The organism is Oceanicaulis sp. UBA6590 (genome assembly GCF_002433705.1).
Taxonomy (GTDB): Bacteria; Pseudomonadota; Alphaproteobacteria; order Caulobacterales; family Maricaulaceae; genus Oceanicaulis.
In genome coordinates this window covers 1-17,130 of record NZ_DJIQ01000036.1, presented here as the reverse complement: position 1 = coordinate 17,130, position 17,130 = coordinate 1, and the positions used below count along the sequence as shown (strand labels likewise).

Below are 17,130 nucleotides of genomic sequence, written 5' to 3'. Positions count from 1 at the left end.
TCGCAGCCATAGGCGGCGCGACGCTCGGGATCGCTCATGCCATGGATGATCACGCCGGTGGTCATGCCCAGCTTGGCGAAGACCCGGCCCATCCACTCGGAGTCGCGCTGGGCGAGATAGTCGTTCACCGTCACCACGTGAACGCCCTTGCCCGGCAGCGCGTTGAGATAGGCGGCGAGGGTGGAGACCAGCGTCTTGCCTTCACCGGTGCGCATCTCGGCGATATTGCCCCGGTGCAGCACGATGCCGCCCATCAGCTGGACGTCGTAATGGCGCTGGCCGAGCGCGCGCTTGGCGGCTTCGCGAACGGCGGCGAAAGCTTCGGGCAGCAGCTTGTCCAGGCTCTCGCCGTTTTCATGGCGTTCGCGGAATTCGACGGTCTTTTGCGCCAGCGCCGCGTCATCAAGCTCGACAAAGTCTGGCTCCAGCGCATTGATCTGGTCCACGATGGGACGCATGCGCTTGATCTCGCGGTCGTTGGAGGAGCCGAAAAGCTTGCGGGCGATGTTGAGCATGACGTATCTGCCTTGACGGGCGAACAATGAATAAAAGACGGTCTGAACGCGCTCGGCGGAGCCGGGGCGCAATTCTGACGTCGTAGAAGGTCACTGGTGACTTAAGGAGGCCCTGATTGACTGTCAATCAAGCCCGCCGTCTGCTTGTAGCAGCTGCGGTGATCACGACTGCGTTCGCTGCGGGCTGCAGCCCGCAAGATGCTGAAGAATCACAGCCTCGGAACGCCAGCGCTTCCCAGGCCGGACTGCGCTTCATCGCGCAGCGTGATGTCGATCAGTCGCAGATTGCGGCCCGGGTGGGCGAGACGATCATCACTGTGGACGATGTGCGTCGAGAAGCCGTCTCGCTGGGGCTGACTGAGACCCCGCAGGCGCTCATGCCCTCCGATCAGGTGTTTCGCGACACCCTGTCAGACCTCATCGACCAGAGGCTTCTGGCGCTGGAAGCGGTTGCCCGCGATGTCCAGGACGACGAGGAAGCCCGATTGCGCCTGGCGGCGGCCGAAGAGCGGATCCTGGGCAATATCCTGGTTGAGAACGCCATCGCCTCCGCGGTGACCGATGAGGCGGTCGAGCTGGTCTATGAAGAGCAGAGCCGGCTTGCGCCGCGCACCGAGGAGATCCGGGCGCGACATATCCTTGTGGAGACCCGTGAGGAGGCCGACGAGGTCGCCCGGCTGCTGGCGGAGGGAAGTGATTTCGGACAATTGGCCGCACAGGTCAGCCGCGATCTCGCCACCCGGTTCAGCGGCGGTGATCTTGGGTACTTCACCCGCACGGGGATTCTGCCGGGCTTCGCCCAGGTGGCGTTCGCGACGGATGAGGGCGCGGTCAGCGCCCCCTTCGAGACCGAATATGGCTGGCATGTCCTGCAGGTCATGGACCGTCGTCTTCAACCGCGCGAGAGCCTTGAAGAGGTGCGTCCCAACATCGTCCGCTTCCTGACCCTGCAAGGTATTGACGATCTTCTCGAAGTGCTGCGCGAGCGCTATCCGGTCACCCGGGTTGCGGGCCGCGCCCCAAGCGCCTTGCGCACGACCGAGCCCAGCGCGGTCGCGCCAGAGGATATCGATACGCCTGAAGAGGCGCCGGGACAGGATGCGCCCTAGGCCTTAATGGCCCATATACCCTGTCTCCACACATCGCTTTAACCAGACTGGCTTACTGATATGAGTTCGAACCTGTTGCTTGTGGTGGCGTGCGCGCTGGTTGATCCGGATGGTCGCGTGCTGCTGGCCCGGCGCCCTGAAGGCAAACAGCATGCCGGGCTCTGGGAGTTTCCGGGCGGCAAGGTGGAACCGGGCGAAAGCCCTGAGCAGGCTCTGGTGCGCGAACTGCGTGAGGAGCTGGGGATCGAGCCATGCGAGCAATGTCTGCAGCCTTTCGCCTTTGCGTCGGAAAAGCTCGAAACGAGCGGACATCTCCTGATGCCGCTTTTCGTGTGTCGACGCTGGGACGGGTTCATTCGCCCGACCGAAGGTCAGGCCATCGCCTGGGTTCGGACCGATCAGTTCCGCGAGTATCCGATGCCTCCGGCCGACAAGCCGCTCGCGGCGGAATTGCGCGACAGGCTGGTCGGTGCGCGCGTCGGCTGATTGCTGACGAAAGCGGCGCCACCGCCATCGAGTACGGTCTGCTGGTGGGGCTTCTCGGCGTGGTGGTGATCACCGCCGTCTCACTGCTCGGCAATCAGCTCTGGGCGCTCTTGCAGACGGTCGGCAATACGATCAGCACGGCCTCTGGCGGCGCGGGCGGCTAGCCCGCCTTGTCCCCGGTCTTGTGCTCGGCGACGCCGAGCGCGTCCGCCAGGCTGACCTGCGCCGAGCCGGGGCGTTTGGGCTTGGGCTGGTCCGGGTGCGGCGCCCATCCCGCGAAATGGATGATCTCGAAGGTCGCGGGGACTTTTCCATCCTCTTCCGCAAAGGCTTCGGCATAGGCCTGAGCGGTCTTCACGAACAGGCTCTTGGTGCCTGGTGTCCGCGGCCGGTCGTACAGCGCATTGGTTTCCCCCATGGCGCGCAGATCACGCATCAGGACGAAGGAATTGCCATAGCGCGCCTTCACCCGGTCCACGTCCGACACCGGCAGGGTGAAGCCGGCGCGGCTCAAAAGTCCCGCCATGTCCACCGTATCGGCGAAGGGGGAGACGCGTCGGGGCGCGGGGTCTTCATCGGTGACTTTCTGGAAGCTCTGGCGCAGTTCGGTCAGGGTCGCCCCGCCCAGCAGCGCGCCGGCGAAGAAGCCGTCAGGCTTGAGCGCATGATTGATCTGGATCAGGGCGCCGACGATGTCATTGGTCCAGTGAAGGTTAAGGCAGGAGATCACCAGATCCACACTCTGCGGCGCGAGGGGCAGGGCTTCCTCATCCAGACACACGGCGGTCTGATCGCTCAACCGCGCCATCCTGGGCGACAGGTCGGTCTCGATCAGGTGATTGATCTTGCTGCGGGCGCCGGGACGGTCTGCGAGCGCGCGTCCGATTGCGCCGCCGCCGCCCAGCACCAGACAGGTGTCGAAGTCGCGCGTTACGCTTTCCACGCGATCGAGAAGATCGTCTGCAGCGCGTGCATGCAAAAAGTCGTAGTCTTGAAACGCGTGCGCGGCGCGATCCCGGCGACGGACAAGGAGCCGCCGGTCAAAGAGGGCGGGTGGTCCGCCCTCGGGTTGAGGGACGGGTTTGGATGAAATCAGCGTCACCGGGCTCATGCTCGAGATATGGACCCAATACGCTGAGAGGCAAAGCCCTGGCGCTGTGGCGGGTGTGTGCGGATCTGGTCTGGCCCCCGCTCTGCCCGGTGACGGGCGAGCCGGTCACTGCGCCGGGCGAGCTGTCGCCCGCGGCATGGCGTGAGGTCCGGTTTCTGGATGCGCCCTGGTGTGCGAGGTGCGGCCGGCCGTTTGACTATCCCATCGGGAAGGGCGCCGTGTGCGGGGCGTGCGCTGGACAAGACAATCCGCCCTGCCGGATCAGTCGCGCCGCCTTTGTCTATGACGAGAAAAGCCGTCGTCTGGTGCTGATGCTCAAGCATGCTGGCCGCACGGACGGGGTGTCCGTGTTTGGCCGCTGGATGATGCGAGCGGGCGCGGACGCGCTGATCCCCATCCCGCTTCATGCGCACCGTTTGCGCAAGCGGCGCTTCAACCAGTCTTTCCTGCTGGCGCGGGCCTTGTCGCACAGCTCTGGCCTGCCGGTGGAGCCGCATGTGCTGGCTCGAAGCCGTCCGACCCCGAGTCAGGGCGGGCTCAGCGCCAAGGCGCGGCGACGCAATGTGGCGGGCGCCTTCACGGTGCGTGAAGCGGCGAAACCTTTCCTGCAGGGGCGGCGTTTTGTCCTTGTGGACGACGTGCACACGACCGGCGCAACCTTGCAGGCTTGCGCAAGGGTTCTGAAACGCGCCGGCGCCGAAGATGTGACCGCGATCACGCTGGCGTGCGTTGTGAAACCCGTCGACCCGCTTAAATAAGGGGCGAATGCGGATGAGCCGCTCCCCCCGAACGAACAGACAAGGAGGGCCTCATGGCCGCCGTCACGATCTATACCCGTCCGATGTGTCCGTACTGCGTGCGCGCCGTCTCGCTTCTGAAAAAGAAGGGCGTCTCCTTTGACGAGATTGACGCCGGCTTTGATGTGAAGAAGAAAAAGGAAATGGTGGATCGCGCCAACGGAGCCCGCACCTTCCCGCAGATCTTCATCGGCGACACCCATGTGGGCGGTTGCGACGAGATGATGGCGATGGAGAATGCGGGCAAGCTTGATGACCTGCTGCGGAATGAAGGAGCGCTATGAGCGCCGTTAAACTCGCCCTGATCCAGATGCGTTCCGGCGTCGACCCGGAACGCAATCTGGATGACGCCGAAGCCCTGATCCGCGAAGCGGCGGCTGCAGGCGCAAAATTCGTGCTGACCCCTGAGACCACCACTTTGGTCCAGAAGGACGCCGATCAGCTGTTTCAGCAGATCCACACCCCCGAGGTGGAGCCCGCGATTGTGCGCTTCGCCGATCTCGCGGACTCCCTCGGCATTGATCTTCTGATTGGCTCCATGGCGCTCAAGGGCGGCGCGTCTTCTGATGGACGCGAACGCGCGGTCAATCGTTCGCACCTGTTTGGCCCGGACGGGGCGCTCAAGGCGACCTATGACAAGATCCACATGTTCGATGTGGCGCTGGGCGGAGGCGAGACCTATTCGGAATCCACCAATTACGCCCCGGGCGACCGCGCCGTCCTGACCGAGGCGGCGGGCGGCCGGCTGGGTCTGACCATCTGCTACGATGTGCGCTTCGCCGCGCTCTATCGCCGTCTGGCCAAGGCGGGCGCGCAGATGATTTCTGTTCCGAGCGCCTTTACCCGTCCGACCGGGCGGGCCCATTGGGAAACCCTGCTGCGGGCCCGCGCCATCGAGACCGGCAGCTTCATCCTCGCCCCCGCCCAGGGCGGCAAGCATGAGGATGGCCGCAAGACCTGGGGGCGGTCGATGGTCATCGGTCCCTGGGGCGAGATCGTCGCGGCCTTTGATCATGACGAGCCGGGCGTGCTCCATGCCGAGATCGACCTTGATGAAGTCGAGGCGGCGCGCTCTCGTATTCCGTCGCTGAGCAATGATCGGGAGTTCACGGGTCCATGATCCGCTACGCGCTGGCTTGCGCGGACGGGCATGAGTTTGAGGCCTGGTTCCGCAATTCAGACGATTATGACGTCCAGAAGGACCGCGGTCTGGTGGAGTGCCCGCATTGCGGCTCCACTGAGGTTTCAAAGCAGTTGATGGCGCCGTCGGTCAGGACTGCGCGCAAGACGGAGGCGACCGCCAACAGCGCGCCGGACTTTGAAACCCTGGCGCGTCAGGTGCAGGCCCATATCCGCTCCAATTTCGACTATGTGGGCGAGGATTTCGCCCGCGAGGCCCGCGCCATTCACAAGGGTGATGCGCCTGAGCGCCTCATCTATGGCGAAACAACCGCTGAAGAGCGTGAAAAGCTGAGCGAGGAGGGCGTGCCCTGCGCGCCGCTGCCTGCGCCCTTTGCACCGACCCCGCCGAAGAAGGCGAATTAGCCTAGAGGAAGATGTCGCCAGCGAGCCCGAGCGCGAAGCCAAGCACGGCGCCCAGGGGCGGCGCCCAGCTTTTCTCCAGCTTCACATCCGGCGCCACGTCCTGGAAGGTCAGGAACAGCACGCCCCCTGCCGCGAACACCATCAGCGCCCCCAGAACCATCTGATTGGGGGCGAAGAACATCACGCCCAGGGCCGCGGCGATCGGGCCCAGGAGCGGCATGAGCGCGAAGGGGAGATAGGTCTTCATGGCGCTTTCAGAGCTGCTGGCGGCGCGTTCCCGGAAGGCGTTGAAGGCCTCTGGGAAGTTCTGCAAGCCGATCAGCAATGCCAGCAGCAGCCCTGCTTCAGCTCCCGTCGCCAGCATGGCCCCAAGCGCGATCGCTTCGGGCAGGTAATCCACCAGCATGGCCATGAGCTGACCCATGGACTTGCCGCTGCGACCCAGCGTGCGGTCGATGAAGAAGAAACAGATTCCACCTGCAATAAAGGCCGCGAGCGCCATCCAGCCCGGCATCAGATCAACGCCTTCAGGCACCAGCACCAGCGCGACCGCCGCCACCAGCACCCCGCCGCCAAAGGCGATCACGCCATGGCGCAGCTCGCCTGACATCCAGTTGGGATGGACCTTGTCCCAAAGCGCCAGCGCCGCCCCCAGAGGGATGGTCGCCCCGGCGAGCAAGGCGAAGAGAATGGCCTGAGACAGCGGTTCAGTCGTCATGGTTATGACGTCGCCGGCTTCACCGATCCCATCAGATAGTTGACGCCGGAATCAGACGTGATGAAGAACACATCCTTGAGCGGGTTATAGCTGACGCCCACGGGCTCCATGACGGTCAGACCTTCTGCCTTGAGAGCGGCCCGGACTTCCATGGGTTTGACGAGTTTGCTGAAGCGGTGGGTGCCGCGCGGCAGCCAGCCCAGCACGTATTCGGCGCCGAAGATGGCGGTGGCGAAGGCGCGCGGCGTGCGGTTGATCGAGCCGACGATCATCATGCCGCCCGGCTTCACCATGCGCGCGCAATCGCGCAGGAACTGATCCGGGTTGGCGACATGTTCGACCACTTCGAGATTGAGCACGACGTCGAATTGCTCCGGCCCGCCGTCTTCGAGCAATTGCTCGGCCGTGCCGTGACGATAGTCGATCGAAAGGCCGTTCTCCTCGGCATGCACGAGCGCGGTCTTGATGTTGGCTTCTGCGGCGTCGACGCCCGTGACGGAGGCGCCGAGGCGGGCGATGGGTTCGGAGACCAGACCGCCGCCGCAGCCGATATCAAGCACCTTCAGGCCCTTGAGCGGCTCTGCCCCTTCGGTCTTGAAATGCCGGCTCAATATGTCGCGGATATAGGTCAGTCGCGCGGGGTTGAACTTGTGCAGGGGCGCGAATTTCGACTTCGGATCCCACCATTCCCCGGCGATACGGGAGAACTTCTCGACCTCTTCGGGATCGATCGACGGCGTGGACAAGGCAGTCGGGGCTTCGGCCTGGGCCATGACGGGCTCCTTACACATGCCGGCGCATGAACGGTTCTGCGCATTTGCGCTGATATCGCCGGTTTTGTACCAATCGCGCCGCAATATGGTCCCATCGCTCGCGATTATCGACCCCGTTGCGCCGTTTGCCGCATTTGCCCTGCTGATTGTTTTGTCTTTGGAGGATGTTGATGACCGCTCCGCGTCTCGTGCTGAAATTCGGCGGCACCTCCATGGCCAATCCCGAACGCATCGCCCATTCCGCCTCCATCGTCGCGGCCGAAGCCCGCGCCGGCAAACAGGTCGCCGTGGTGGTCTCGGCGATGGCGGGCGAGACGGATCGCCTGCTGGGCGCAGCCGAAGCGCTGGGTGGGGGGCTGGGCGAAACTGAAACCGATACGGTCCTCGCGGCGGGTGAACAGGCGAGCGCGGCGCTGATGGCCCTGGCGCTCAAGCGCGAGGGCTTCCAGTCCCAAGCCGTGATGGGATGGAGCCTGCCCATCCTTGTCGAAGGCCCGCCCGGCGGCGCCAAGATCACCGACATTCATGGCGAACAGCTCGACGCGATGATGAGCGCCGGCGTGATTCCGGTGGTGGCGGGCTATCAGGGCTTGAACGCCGAAGGACGGCTCGCCACGCTGGGGCGCGGCGGCACTGATCTGAGCGCGGCGGCGGTTGCGGCGGCTGTGGGCGCGGAATGCGATATCTACACGGATGTGGACGGTGTCTTCACCACTGATCCGCGTATTGCGCCCGAGGCCGTGCGGGTCGAGCGCATCAGTCATGACGCCATGCTGGAGCTGGCGGCCATGGGCGCAAAGGTGCTGCAGACCCGGTCTGTGGAATACGCCAAGGCCAAGGGCGTCACCCTCCGCGTGAAATCGAGTTTCCTGCCCGCCGGGCAAAGCGCCGGGACCGAAGTGACGCCCGAGGCGGAGATCGCAGAGAAACGGATTGTCTCCGGCGTCGCCTATGTGCGCGATCAGGCGCGCCTGTCCATTCATGGCGGAGAAGGGCCGCTCGCCGCCGAACTGTTGTTTGCGGCGCTGGGCGAGGCTGATGTGGATGTGGACATGATCGTCCAGGCCCGCGCGCGCTCGGGCGGCTCCGTGGTGGAGTGCTCGGTGGCGGGGCGGGACTTGCCGCGCGCCCTGGCCGCGGCCGAAGCTGCGGCGCGTCCGAACGGTCTAGACGTTCGCTCTGAGACCGGACTGGCGAAGGTGTCTGTTGTCGGGACCGGTCTGCGGGGGCGGGCGGATGTCGCTCGCACCCTTTATGGCGTTCTGGCGCGGGAAGGGATCGCGGTGCGCATGACCGCGACCAGCGAGATCAAGATCTCGGCCCTGGTGGACGCGGACTATCTTGAACACGCTGTGCGTGCGCTTCACGCCGCCTACAGGTTGGGTTCGGCGCCGTCCAAGGCTTGACGAACCCCCCTTTAACAAGGCCTCTATCGCCAGAATGCCAGACTCGACCGGGTGCGCCCCCGTTTGTGACGGCCCCAGACAGGATGCCTGACAGAACGCCATGACGCCCAAAAGCCTGTCCACCGCGCGCGGCCCGCGCCGCCTGCTCAGCCGTATCCGTGACCTGATGGCGGCCCAGGAAGATGCGCAAAAGCGCCTCGACCGGCTGACGGATATCATCGCGGAAGAGACGGGTGCGGATGTGTGCTCGATCTATCTGGTGCGCCCCTCGGGCGCCTTGGAGCTGTCCGCCACCCATGGTCTGGACGCCTCGGCGGTGCACCGGGTGCGGCTCCATGCCGGCGAGGGCCTTGTGGGCGAGGTGGCGCGCCGGGCGCGCCCCTTCGCCGTGGAGGACGCGCCGTCCCACCCCAGCTTCTCCTACAAGCCTGAAACCGGCGAAGAGCCGTTCAAGAGCTTTGTCGGCGTGCCGATCCTGCGCGGCGGTCGTCTGGTGGGCGTTCTGACCGCCCAGACCGGCGCCGTGCGTCCGACCACCGAAGAAGAGATCGAGACGCTTCAGACCGTCGCCATGCTGCTGGCCGAGATCGTCACCTCGGGCGAGCTGGTGCAGGCCGAAGGCTTCGCCGAGCTTGAAGTGCGCCTGTCCAAGCCTGAACGCTTTCAGGGGCTGGCCCTGTCCGCGGGCGTGGTGCGCGGGGTGGCGGTCAAGCACGAGCCTCACGTCCTGTCGACGCGCCTTGTGGCCGATGACGCCGCTGCTGAGGAGGCGCGCCTGAACGAGGCGATCACCCGCCTGCGCCGGTCAGTGGATCAGCTGCTGGATTCAGGTCGCGTGCCGATCGGTACGCCCTCGCGCGAAGTGCTCGAGACCTATCGCATGTTCGCCCATGACCGGGGCTGGCTGAACCAGCTGGGCGAGGCGATCCGGGCCGGCCTGACCGCCGAGGCCGCTGTTGAACGGGTCCGCAACGAACACCGGGCGCGCCTGATGAAGGCGCGGGATGCGCACTTCCAGGAACGCCTTCACGATCTTGAAGATCTCGCCAATCGCCTGTTGCGCCATCTCGCGCGCACCGAGGAGGCGGAGGAAGACAGTCTTCCCGAGAACGCCGTCATCGTCGCGCGCTCTGTCGGTCCGGCGGAGCTGCTGGAGTTTGATCGCTCACGCCTGGCGGGCATCGCGGTTGAGGAAGGCTCGGTCACGGGCCATGCCGTCATCGTGGCCAAGGCGCTGGGCATCCCCATGGTGGGCCGGCTCGATGGCGCGCTTGATCGTGTGGAGGAAGGCGATAGCGTCATTCTCGATGGTGAGTTCGGCCTGCTGCATGTGCGCCCCAATGAGGAAGTCCGAACGGCTTATGACGAGCGGATCGCCGCCCTGGTGGAGCGCCAGCGGGCCTTCGCGCATTTGCGCGACGCCCCCACCAGGACAAAAGATGGCCAGGAGCTCAGCCTGGGCATGAATGCGGGTCTGCTGGTGGAGATGAACCGGCTTGAGGATACCGGCGCTGCGGGCGTGGGCCTGTTCCGCACCGAGTTCCAGTTCATGGTGGCTGACACACTGCCGCGCCTGAGCGCGCAGATCGAGCTCTACAAGGCCGTGTATGAGGCCGCGGGCGACAAGCCCGTGGTTTTCCGCACGCTGGACCTGGGCGGTGACAAGGTCACGCCCTTCATTCCATCCATGCGTGAACCCAATCCGGCTCTGGGCTGGCGGGCCTTGCGCATGGGACTCGACCGCCCTGCGCTGACCCGCTACCAGCTGCGCGCCCTGGTCCGGGCCTCCGGCGGGCGGACGCTCAATGTCCTGTTCCCGATGATTTCGGTGGCCGAAGAGCTGGCGGCGGCGCGTGACGTTCTTGAGCGTGAGCTCGATCTCGCGCAACGCCACGGGCATGATGCGCCGGAGAAATTGCGCGTCGGATTGATGCTGGAAACACCGGCTGTGGCGTTTGCGCCCGAAGCCTGTCTGGAACTGGCCGACTTCGTCTCGGTCGGCGCCAATGACCTGATGCAGTATTTTTTCGCGGCGGACCGTCAAAATCCCCGAGTCTCAGACCGTTACGACCCGATCAGCGCACCTGCGTTACGCTTGCTTAAAGATGTCAGGCAAGCGTGTGACGCCTCTGGCAAGCCCGTGAATGTGTGCGGCGAACTGGCGGGGCGTCCGCTGGAGGCGTGCGTGTTGGCGGCGCTGGGGTATCGCAGCCTCTCCATGGCGGCAGGATCGATCGGGCCGGTCAAGCAGGCGTTGGCGGGGTGTGACCTCAGCCTTCTGACGCCCTGGCTGGACGCTGAAATTCTGCAGGGCGCGACAATCGGACCTGCTTCCTTGCGCGATCGCATGCTCCGCGCTGGAAAAGAAATCGGATTGCCGCGAGAAGTTGTTGATAAAAACTAAAGCATTTGGTTGAATAACCTTGTGTGAGGCTGGGGCGCCACACTAGAGGGAGCGTCCATTGTGACGCAGAAAATGGCGAACGCGAAGATGCGCGATTACGAACCGATGTCTGACGAGACAGGGTACGTCCCTGTTGACGCGGTGTTCAGCGCGCCGGCGCCGGCGCTTGAAGGCGTCAGCCTGGGCGAACGCCTGCGCCTGAGCCGGACCCATGCCGGTCTGACCCTCGACAGCGCATCCGCCCGGACCCGCATCAAGCGCGATTATCTCGACGCCCTGGAGACGATGGACCCGCGCGGTCTGCCGTCCAAGGCCTATGCTGTGGGCTATCTGCGCACCTATGCCGCTTTCCTCGGGCTCGACGTCGCGGACTGTGTGCGCCAGTTCAAGGCGGAAGTGGATTGCGACGCCGGCCGGGGCGAACCGACCGCGCCGCAGGAACGCCGCGAGATCAAGCTGCCGCGCGGACTTGTGGGCGCCGTACTCATTCTGGGCGGCGTTGTGGTCGCGGCCGGCTGGTATGGCAATTACGTCACCCGGGCTGAAGCCTTCGCCGGCGCCGCGGCGCCGATGGATGCGCTCATGCGCGCCGAAGCCCCGCTCGTCGAGCTGGAAGCCTCTGCGCCGAGCCGCGCCGCCATCTGGTCGGGCCTGCCGGACGCCAATGCCGGCAATACGCTGGTTCTGGAAGCGGGCGGTCGGGTCGACATTGAAGTGCGGGACGCGTCTGGCCGCATCCTCGCCGCGCGCGAGCTGGAACCGGGCGAACTCTATCGCGCGCCCGATGAGCCGGGCCTTACGATTTCCACGAATGATGCGGGCGCCGTACTGGTGCGCGCCGCCGGACGTCCGCTCGGCCCGCTGGGCGAGCCGGGTCAGGCAGTCGACAATGTCTCGGCCGCCGAGTTCGTGCTGACCGCGCTTCGGGAAACGGAAGCAGGCTAACACTGCACTTGTGTGAGGCGGCGGCAGGAACGGGGCTCGCGTGACCCCGCTTGAATGCTTATATCCCAGTGAGACTGAAACCCTCTGCCAAGCGAGGCGGCGACATGGCGGTTGAAGACCACACCAAGGTGCGGCCCTGGCGGATGATTGACCGTCGCAAGAGCCGTCAGATCCATGTGGGCAATGTGGCGGTGGGTGGCGATGCGCCGATTTCGGTGCAGTCCATGACCAACACGCCCACCTCGGACGCCAACGCCACGATCAACCAGATCCGTCAGCTGGAAGACGCGGGCGCGGACATTGTGCGCGTCTCCTGCCCGGACACGGATTCCACCGCCGCCTTCCGGACGATCGCGAAGGCCGCAAAGGTTCCGCTCGTCGCCGACATCCATTTTCACTACAAGCGCGGCATTGAGGCCGCCGAGGCGGGCGCGGCCTGCCTGCGGATCAATCCGGGCAATATCGGGTCCATGGATCGGGTGAAGGAAGTCGTCTCCGCCGCCCGCGATCATGGCTGCTCGATCCGGATCGGTGTCAATGCGGGTTCTCTGGAGCGCGAGCTTCTGGAGAAGTATGGCGAGCCTTGTCCGGAAGCCATGGTGGAAAGCGCGCTCAATCATGCGCGCATCCTCGAAGACCTCGATTTCCGCGAATACAAGATCTCTGTGAAGGCGTCCGACGTCTTCCTCACCGTGGCGGCCTATCAGGCGCTTGCCGAAGCCACCGATGCGCCGCTGCATCTGGGCGTCACCGAGGCGGGCGGCCTGCGCACGGGCGGGGTGAAAAGCTCGATCGGCATGGGATCGCTTCTGTGGGCCGGGATCGGGGACACCATCCGCGTCTCCCTGTCCGCCAACCCGGTCGAGGAGATCAAGGTCGGCTACGACATCCTCAAATCGCTGGGTTTGCGCACGCGCGGCGTGAACATCATCGCCTGTCCCAGCTGCGCGCGTCAGGGCTTTGACGTCATCAAGACGGTTGAGACGCTGGAACAGCGGCTCGAGCACATCTCCGAACCGATCTCGTTGTCCATCATTGGGTGCGTGGTCAATGGACCGGGTGAGGCGGCCTATACCGATCTCGGCTTCACCGGCGGCGGCAAGGGTTCTGGCATGCTCTACTTCGCCGGACAGGCGGACGAGAAGGTCTCCAACGAGACCATGATCGAGCGCATCGTCGAAGCGGTCGAGGACAAGGCCGCGAAGATGCGGGCCGAACGTGAAGCGGCCGAAGCCGCCGCGCAATAGCGTCCAGTTTACGCTTTCCAGCAGGTCCGGCTTGCGCTTAGCTGCTCCCCGAGCCGCCATCAGAGCGGCCCTACAGGGGAGTAGACGATGTTTCAATCCATGATGACGCCAGTCCTGATGCTGGTGTGCTGGACGCTGATCATGTGGCTGTGGATGTACGCCACGCGCATTCCTGCCATGCAGAAGGCCGGGCTCAAGCCCGCCGAACTCAAGGAAAAATCCCAGCTCGACGTGCTGCCGCGCTCGGTGCGTCAGGTGGCCGACAACTACAACCATCTGCACGAACAGCCGGTCGTGTTCTACGCCCTGGCGATCTACAGCCATCTGGTGGGCGTTGCAGACCCGCTCAATATCGGACTGGCCTGGGCCTATGTGATCCTGCGCGTGGCGCACAGCATCTTCCAGGCGACGGTGAACTTCGTGCCCGTGCGGTTCGTGCTGTTCAGCCTTTCGAGCATCGTCCTGATCGTGATGGCCGTGCGCAATCTGCTCGCCCTGATGGTCTAAGCGGGCTGCCGGGCGCCTTAGGGCGTCCGGCCTGCCGCCTCGGCGAACAGGCGCGTGATCTCCGGCTCGACGCTGGAGAAATCACCGTACTCATCGGTCTCGGTATTGATGTTCAGCGCCACGGCCATGCCCAGCTCAGGGTAGAGGATGAGCCAGCTCATCGCGCCGCGGCTGACCCCGCCATGGTGGACGATGCGCACGGGTGCATCCTCGCCGAAACGGGTGGTGTTTTGCGGGTTCACCCGCCAGCCGATCGCATAGCTTTGCTCATTCACTTCGCCGGAATTCAGACGCATGGGCGTCCAGAATTGTTCGCGAGTGGCTTCGGAGATGTAGGCGTCATCCAGCCAGGCGCTGGCGACGCGCACCAGATCGATCGAACGGCTGTAGAGCCCGCCGCTCGGCCAGCGCTGGCTGACATTCACCGCGCCGCGTGGGCGCACCTGGCGTTGATTGCGGCTCTCATAAAAGCGCGCCAGGGTGTCTGGCTCCGGGCCGGAATTGGCCAGGACGGGGGTTTGCAGATCCAGCGGCGCGCGCACTTCACGCTCCAGCAGGCTGGCATAGTCCTCGCCCGCGGCGCGCTCGGCCAGGACAGCTGCCAGAACGATATCGAACGAGCTGTAATAGAAGCTTTCGCCCGGCGCAGAGAGCAGGCGGGCGTCGTCCACCAGCATCAGGCTGTCTTCAACATGATCGAACTGGCGCTTCATGCGCAGGGTTTCGTAGGCGTCCGGCCAGTCTGAATTGTTCTCATAGCCGGGAAAACCCGCCGTGTGCGACATCAGCTGATCGAGTCGGATCAGGTTCCAGTCCGGGTTCGGCGCGTCGGGCAGGTGATCGCTGACCGTGTCATCAAGCGCCAGAGCGCCCTGATCCACAAGTCGGGCGATCATTGTGGAGGTCATCGCCTTGGAGGTGGAGCCGATGCGGAAGAGGGTGTCGGGTGTTGCGGGGGTTTGCGTTTCCACATTCGACCAGCCCGAACCCGCCGCCCAGACCAGCTCGCCATCCACGGCGACCGCGGCTGTCATGGCGGGCACGCCCAGACGCTGACGCGCCGTTTCAAGCACATTGGCCGCTTCAAGACCCGCCGCTTCAAACCGTGCGTCAAGGATCTCCACAGTGGGCGCGGGCGCATCGGGCAGCGCCTTCCAGCCCCATTGCGTGGCGATGAACGTCCAGCCTGCTGCGATCAGGGCGAGGCCCAGAACCAGCTTGAGCGCAAACTTGAGTGATGATGGCATGTCTTTTCCCAGCGATTGCCCTGCTGCAGGGCCAGCCTTGCCTGAAAGGCCCGACCCGGCGATGAACAGAGACGTATACGTTACAAGGGATGAGTCATGCCCCGGATTTACGGACTAAAAAACTGCGATACCTGTAAAAAGGCTGTGAAGTCTCTGCGGGCTGCCGGTGTGGCCCATGACTTCATCGATATTCGCGCCGAGGCGGATCTGGCCGATCGGGTTCCGGTCTGGCTGGCGGCGGTTGGCGGCAAGGCGCTCATCAATACACGCTCCACCACCTGGCGCGGCCTGGATGAGACGCAGCGCCTTCGTGCAGACTCCGATCCGGCGGGCCTTCTGATCGAGACTCCGACTCTCATCAAGCGCCCGGTGATCGAGAATGCTGACGCGGTCACCGTCGGCTGGTCGCAGGATGTGCTGAACGGGCTGACGTCAGACTGACGCCAGCCCGAGGCAGGATCAAAGCTGGGTGATGCAGCCGATCAGGGCGACCACGCCGCCGCGGGCGTCATTGACCGTGGATTCCAGCCGATAGCCCTTTTCCGTGCGGGCGATGTGAACGCCGCGATTGTTGTACATGTCGCGGAAAAGCGCATCCATGTCGGACGGGGCCTTGTCGAGCGTCTTGATGTTGGTGCCGTTATCCTTGGTGTAGGGAACAGCGAACTGAAGGGCGATCCTCAGATCGGTCGTCTCCTTGGAGGTGAAGACCATCACGCCTTCCGAACCGCGGAAACCGATATTGCGATCGGCGAAGAAGACGCCGACGCAAACCGAGTTGTCAGGGTCTCCCGGCGCGAAGAAGAAGCGTGACTTGAGCTGGACCTTGGGCGAATCCAGATCGCCGGTCTGGTTGTCCTGCATGAAGGACTTCATCTCGCCATGCGCCATGTAGAGATCGTATCCGCTCTCTCCATCCAGCCCTTTGCGCCAGTTGTTGACGACGAAGTTCTGATCGGTGTTGTTCATGACGATGCCGAGAATCTTCTTCGGGTTCTCGAGCAGCAGATACAACAGGAACGCCACCAGGATGATGATCACGGTCGCGACCGCCGTCTTCATGCCCAGCGAGGTCACGCCTGTTTTCACAGCACTGAGGAGAGCGGCGCCGCCGCGCAGCGCCTTGATCGTGTAGAACGCCATGGGCGTGCCGACAGACACAAGGCCGCCGGCGACGATCTCGATCGCCAGCTGTCCTTCGCTCTTGGCGGCGGACATGTTCTCGAAGCGCTTGGTGAGCGTGAAGACATAGTCATACACGTCCTGACCGCGATAGGTGGCGATGACCTCGGCATTGTGCTCTGAGACAATGTAGTTGGGCTCGATCTCGACGGCGTCGCCGTCGTCCTTGAGCATGGCTTCGAACTCCGGCGCCAGCTCGGAGGGATCGAGATTGCTGTCCGCCTCGGTGCGCGCGACCTGCTCCAGCGCCGCTTCCATCAGCATCATCTGGGCCTGACGGCGACGCTGGGACAGGCTGAGCGCCGGGTTCGTCAGGACGGAGTCCAGCCTGATGCCGTACCGCGCATTGAGCCGTTCAATGACCTGCATGGCGAATTCCGCCGGCGAGAGGCCTTCGTGGTGATCGATTTGCATGATGTATCTCCCTGTGCGCGTAAATCGCGCTACCCGGAGTCGTATATTCGGAGGCGGTGAATCACAATCTCAAAGAGAAAAAATCTCTCATGAGGGGATTATTCTGGCGCTGCTGTTCCCGCATCCCGGCCATGCATACAAAAGACTTTCCGCCGTCAGACGACAGCGTTAAATCCTTGGGTATGAAAAAATCCATCTGTGTGTATTGCGGCTCCAATCCGGGCGCCGCAGCTGAATACGCCCGCGCAGCGAAAGCGGTGGGCGTCAAACTGGCTCAAAACGATATCCGCCTGGTCTATGGCGGCGGACAGGTCGGACTGATGGGCCTTGTGGCGGACGCCTGCATTGATGCCGGCGGCGAGGTGTACGGGGTCATTCCTGACTTTCTCCACCAGAAGGAGATCGCTCATCCGCGCGTGCAGGACATGCACATCGTCACCTCCATGCACGAGCGCAAGCTGATGATGGCGGAAGCCTCTGACGCCTTCATCGCCATGCCCGGCGGCATCGGCACGATGGAGGAGCTGTTCGAGGTCTGGACCTGGTCCCAGCTCGGGCGTCACAAGAAGCCCGTCGGCGTTCTGAATGTCAGCGGCTATTACGACAAGCTCCTCGGCTTCATCGATCACATGACCGAGGAAGGCTTCCTGCTCGACAAGCACCGCGCCATGCTGGTGCGGGGCGAGACCATTGAAGAGCTGCTTGAGAAGTTCGAAGCCTTCGA

General features: G+C 64.2%; 19 protein-coding genes and 1 pseudogene. 14 read left to right on the top strand and 6 right to left on the bottom strand.

Annotated elements, in window-relative coordinates; all coding sequences use genetic code 11:
- A pseudogene (locus B2Z70_RS07805) lies at positions 1 to 515 on the bottom strand (preprotein translocase subunit SecA); the annotation flags it as partial.
- A 116-nt stretch (positions 516 to 631) separates the two neighbouring features.
- Here B2Z70_RS07805 and B2Z70_RS07800 point away from each other — a divergent pair.
- From B2Z70_RS07800 to B2Z70_RS07790, 3 genes are read left to right on the top strand one after another with little or no spacing between them, the layout of a single operon-like run.
- Positions 632 to 1,624 (top strand): peptidylprolyl isomerase, encoded by a 993-nt coding sequence (locus tag B2Z70_RS07800; protein WP_009801765.1) that lies wholly within the window; start codon positions 632 to 634, stop codon positions 1,622 to 1,624.
- A gap of 60 nt (positions 1,625 to 1,684) precedes the next feature.
- The gene (locus B2Z70_RS07795) at positions 1,685 to 2,110 is read left to right on the top strand and encodes a (deoxy)nucleoside triphosphate pyrophosphohydrolase (RefSeq protein WP_292982278.1); all 426 of its coding nucleotides are present in this window, start codon (positions 1,685 to 1,687) and stop codon (positions 2,108 to 2,110) included.
- Positions 2,008 to 2,274, top strand: a complete 267-nt coding sequence (locus tag B2Z70_RS07790; protein WP_256377099.1) for a Flp family type IVb pilin — start codon at positions 2,008 to 2,010, stop codon at positions 2,272 to 2,274. The genes B2Z70_RS07795 and B2Z70_RS07790 overlap by 103 nt, the downstream gene beginning before the upstream one ends.
- On the opposite strand, the gene B2Z70_RS07785 is transcribed toward B2Z70_RS07790, so the two are convergent.
- Positions 2,271 to 3,089: a methyltransferase domain-containing protein gene (locus tag B2Z70_RS07785; protein ID WP_292982276.1), complete on the bottom strand. Its 819-nt coding sequence runs from the start codon at positions 3,087 to 3,089 to the stop codon at positions 2,271 to 2,273. The genes B2Z70_RS07790 and B2Z70_RS07785 overlap by 4 nt on opposite strands.
- A 107-nt stretch (positions 3,090 to 3,196) precedes the next feature.
- On the opposite strand from B2Z70_RS07785, the gene B2Z70_RS07780 reads away from it, so the two are divergent.
- Genes B2Z70_RS07780 through B2Z70_RS07765 form a run of 4 tightly spaced genes read left to right on the top strand, consistent with a single transcriptional unit; the run spans position 3,197 to position 5,563 of the window.
- Entirely contained in the window at positions 3,197 to 3,979 is a 783-nt protein-coding gene (locus tag B2Z70_RS07780; protein WP_292982274.1) for a ComFC family protein, read from the top strand.
- Between the two features lie 53 nt (positions 3,980 to 4,032).
- Positions 4,033 to 4,302, top strand: a complete 270-nt coding sequence (grxC, locus tag B2Z70_RS07775) for a glutaredoxin 3 (RefSeq protein WP_009801760.1) — start codon at positions 4,033 to 4,035, stop codon at positions 4,300 to 4,302.
- Positions 4,299 to 5,138, top strand: a complete 840-nt coding sequence (locus B2Z70_RS07770) for a carbon-nitrogen hydrolase family protein (protein WP_292982272.1) — start codon at positions 4,299 to 4,301, stop codon at positions 5,136 to 5,138. Before grxC ends, B2Z70_RS07770 begins: the two co-directional genes overlap by 4 nt.
- On the top strand, positions 5,135 to 5,563 hold the full coding sequence (locus tag B2Z70_RS07765; RefSeq protein ID WP_292982270.1) for a DUF1178 family protein: 429 nt from the start codon (positions 5,135 to 5,137) through the stop codon (positions 5,561 to 5,563). Before B2Z70_RS07770 ends, B2Z70_RS07765 begins: the two co-directional genes overlap by 4 nt.
- A gap of 1 nt (position 5,564) precedes the next feature.
- On the opposite strand, the gene B2Z70_RS07760 is transcribed toward B2Z70_RS07765, so the two are convergent.
- Together B2Z70_RS07760 and ubiG are read right to left on the bottom strand one after the other, a co-directional pair.
- Positions 5,565 to 6,281, bottom strand: a complete 717-nt coding sequence (locus B2Z70_RS07760; protein ID WP_009801757.1) for a ZIP family metal transporter — start codon at positions 6,279 to 6,281, stop codon at positions 5,565 to 5,567.
- A gap of 2 nt (positions 6,282 to 6,283) precedes the next feature.
- Positions 6,284 to 7,054: a bifunctional 2-polyprenyl-6-hydroxyphenol methylase/3-demethylubiquinol 3-O-methyltransferase UbiG gene (gene ubiG / locus B2Z70_RS07755; RefSeq protein ID WP_292982267.1), complete on the bottom strand. Its 771-nt coding sequence runs from the start codon at positions 7,052 to 7,054 to the stop codon at positions 6,284 to 6,286.
- Between the two features lie 170 nt (positions 7,055 to 7,224).
- Between ubiG and B2Z70_RS07750 the strand changes: the two genes are divergently transcribed.
- The 5 genes from B2Z70_RS07750 to B2Z70_RS07730 all read left to right on the top strand — a co-directional run bounded on the left by B2Z70_RS07750 (position 7,225) and on the right by B2Z70_RS07730 (position 13,563).
- Complete coding sequence (locus B2Z70_RS07750; RefSeq protein WP_292982266.1) at positions 7,225 to 8,460, top strand: aspartate kinase; 1,236 nt, start codon at positions 7,225 to 7,227, stop codon at positions 8,458 to 8,460.
- A gap of 100 nt (positions 8,461 to 8,560) precedes the next feature.
- Entirely contained in the window at positions 8,561 to 10,864 is a 2,304-nt protein-coding gene (gene ptsP, locus B2Z70_RS07745) for a phosphoenolpyruvate--protein phosphotransferase (protein ID WP_292982265.1), read from the top strand.
- Positions 10,865 to 10,936: 72 nt separating this feature from the next.
- Positions 10,937 to 11,809 carry a helix-turn-helix domain-containing protein gene (locus tag B2Z70_RS07740; protein ID WP_009801753.1) on the top strand — a complete coding sequence of 291 codons (873 nt, stop codon included), beginning with the start codon at positions 10,937 to 10,939 and terminating at the stop codon, positions 11,807 to 11,809.
- Between the two features lie 104 nt (positions 11,810 to 11,913).
- The gene (ispG, locus tag B2Z70_RS07735) at positions 11,914 to 13,056 is read left to right on the top strand and encodes a flavodoxin-dependent (E)-4-hydroxy-3-methylbut-2-enyl-diphosphate synthase (RefSeq protein ID WP_009801752.1); all 1,143 of its coding nucleotides are present in this window, start codon (positions 11,914 to 11,916) and stop codon (positions 13,054 to 13,056) included.
- 87 nt (positions 13,057 to 13,143) lie between these two features.
- Entirely contained in the window at positions 13,144 to 13,563 is a 420-nt protein-coding gene (locus tag B2Z70_RS07730; RefSeq protein ID WP_292982262.1) for an MAPEG family protein, read from the top strand.
- A gap of 17 nt (positions 13,564 to 13,580) precedes the next feature.
- Here B2Z70_RS07730 and B2Z70_RS07725 read toward each other — a convergent pair whose 3' ends face one another.
- Positions 13,581 to 14,810, bottom strand: a complete 1,230-nt coding sequence (locus B2Z70_RS07725) for a serine hydrolase domain-containing protein (protein WP_292982260.1) — start codon at positions 14,808 to 14,810, stop codon at positions 13,581 to 13,583.
- 96 nt (positions 14,811 to 14,906) lie between these two features.
- Between B2Z70_RS07725 and B2Z70_RS07720 the strand changes: the two genes are divergently transcribed.
- On the top strand, positions 14,907 to 15,251 hold the full coding sequence (locus tag B2Z70_RS07720) for an ArsC/Spx/MgsR family protein (RefSeq protein ID WP_292982258.1): 345 nt from the start codon (positions 14,907 to 14,909) through the stop codon (positions 15,249 to 15,251).
- A gap of 18 nt (positions 15,252 to 15,269) precedes the next feature.
- On the opposite strand, the gene B2Z70_RS07715 is transcribed toward B2Z70_RS07720, so the two are convergent.
- A complete protein-coding gene (locus B2Z70_RS07715; protein WP_009801748.1) occupies positions 15,270 to 16,406 on the bottom strand; it encodes a hypothetical protein in 1,137 nt (378 codons plus the stop codon).
- 182 nt (positions 16,407 to 16,588) lie between these two features.
- Between B2Z70_RS07715 and B2Z70_RS07710 the strand changes: the two genes are divergently transcribed.
- Positions 16,589 to 17,130, top strand: a 542-nt coding sequence (locus tag B2Z70_RS07710) for an LOG family protein (RefSeq protein ID WP_292982256.1), incomplete at its 3' end; no start/stop codon positions are given.

Bases quoted from the DNA above. Each gene is read 5' to 3' on its own strand.
- B2Z70_RS07795 (WP_292982278.1), top strand. From the start codon at position 1,685: ATGAGTTCGAACCTGTTGCTTGTGGTGGCGTGCGCGCTGGTTGATCCG.
- B2Z70_RS07780 (WP_292982274.1), top strand. From the start codon at position 3,197: ATGAAATCAGCGTCACCGGGCTCATGCTCGAGATATGGACCCAATACG.
- grxC (WP_009801760.1), top strand. From the start codon at position 4,033: ATGGCCGCCGTCACGATCTATACCCGTCCGATGTGTCCGTACTGCGTG.
- B2Z70_RS07770 (WP_292982272.1), top strand. From the start codon at position 4,299: ATGAGCGCCGTTAAACTCGCCCTGATCCAGATGCGTTCCGGCGTCGAC.
- B2Z70_RS07765 (WP_292982270.1), top strand. From the start codon at position 5,135: ATGATCCGCTACGCGCTGGCTTGCGCGGACGGGCATGAGTTTGAGGCC.
- B2Z70_RS07760 (WP_009801757.1), bottom strand. From the start codon at position 6,281: ATGACGACTGAACCGCTGTCTCAGGCCATTCTCTTCGCCTTGCTCGCC.
- ubiG (WP_292982267.1), bottom strand. From the start codon at position 7,054: ATGGCCCAGGCCGAAGCCCCGACTGCCTTGTCCACGCCGTCGATCGAT.
- B2Z70_RS07750 (WP_292982266.1), top strand. From the start codon at position 7,225: ATGACCGCTCCGCGTCTCGTGCTGAAATTCGGCGGCACCTCCATGGCC.
- ptsP (WP_292982265.1), top strand. From the start codon at position 8,561: ATGACGCCCAAAAGCCTGTCCACCGCGCGCGGCCCGCGCCGCCTGCTC.
- B2Z70_RS07740 (WP_009801753.1), top strand. From the start codon at position 10,937: ATGGCGAACGCGAAGATGCGCGATTACGAACCGATGTCTGACGAGACA.
- ispG (WP_009801752.1), top strand. From the start codon at position 11,914: ATGGCGGTTGAAGACCACACCAAGGTGCGGCCCTGGCGGATGATTGAC.
- B2Z70_RS07730 (WP_292982262.1), top strand. From the start codon at position 13,144: ATGTTTCAATCCATGATGACGCCAGTCCTGATGCTGGTGTGCTGGACG.
- B2Z70_RS07725 (WP_292982260.1), bottom strand. From the start codon at position 14,810: ATGCCATCATCACTCAAGTTTGCGCTCAAGCTGGTTCTGGGCCTCGCC.
- B2Z70_RS07720 (WP_292982258.1), top strand. From the start codon at position 14,907: ATGCCCCGGATTTACGGACTAAAAAACTGCGATACCTGTAAAAAGGCT.
- B2Z70_RS07715 (WP_009801748.1), bottom strand. From the start codon at position 16,406: ATGCAAATCGATCACCACGAAGGCCTCTCGCCGGCGGAATTCGCCATG.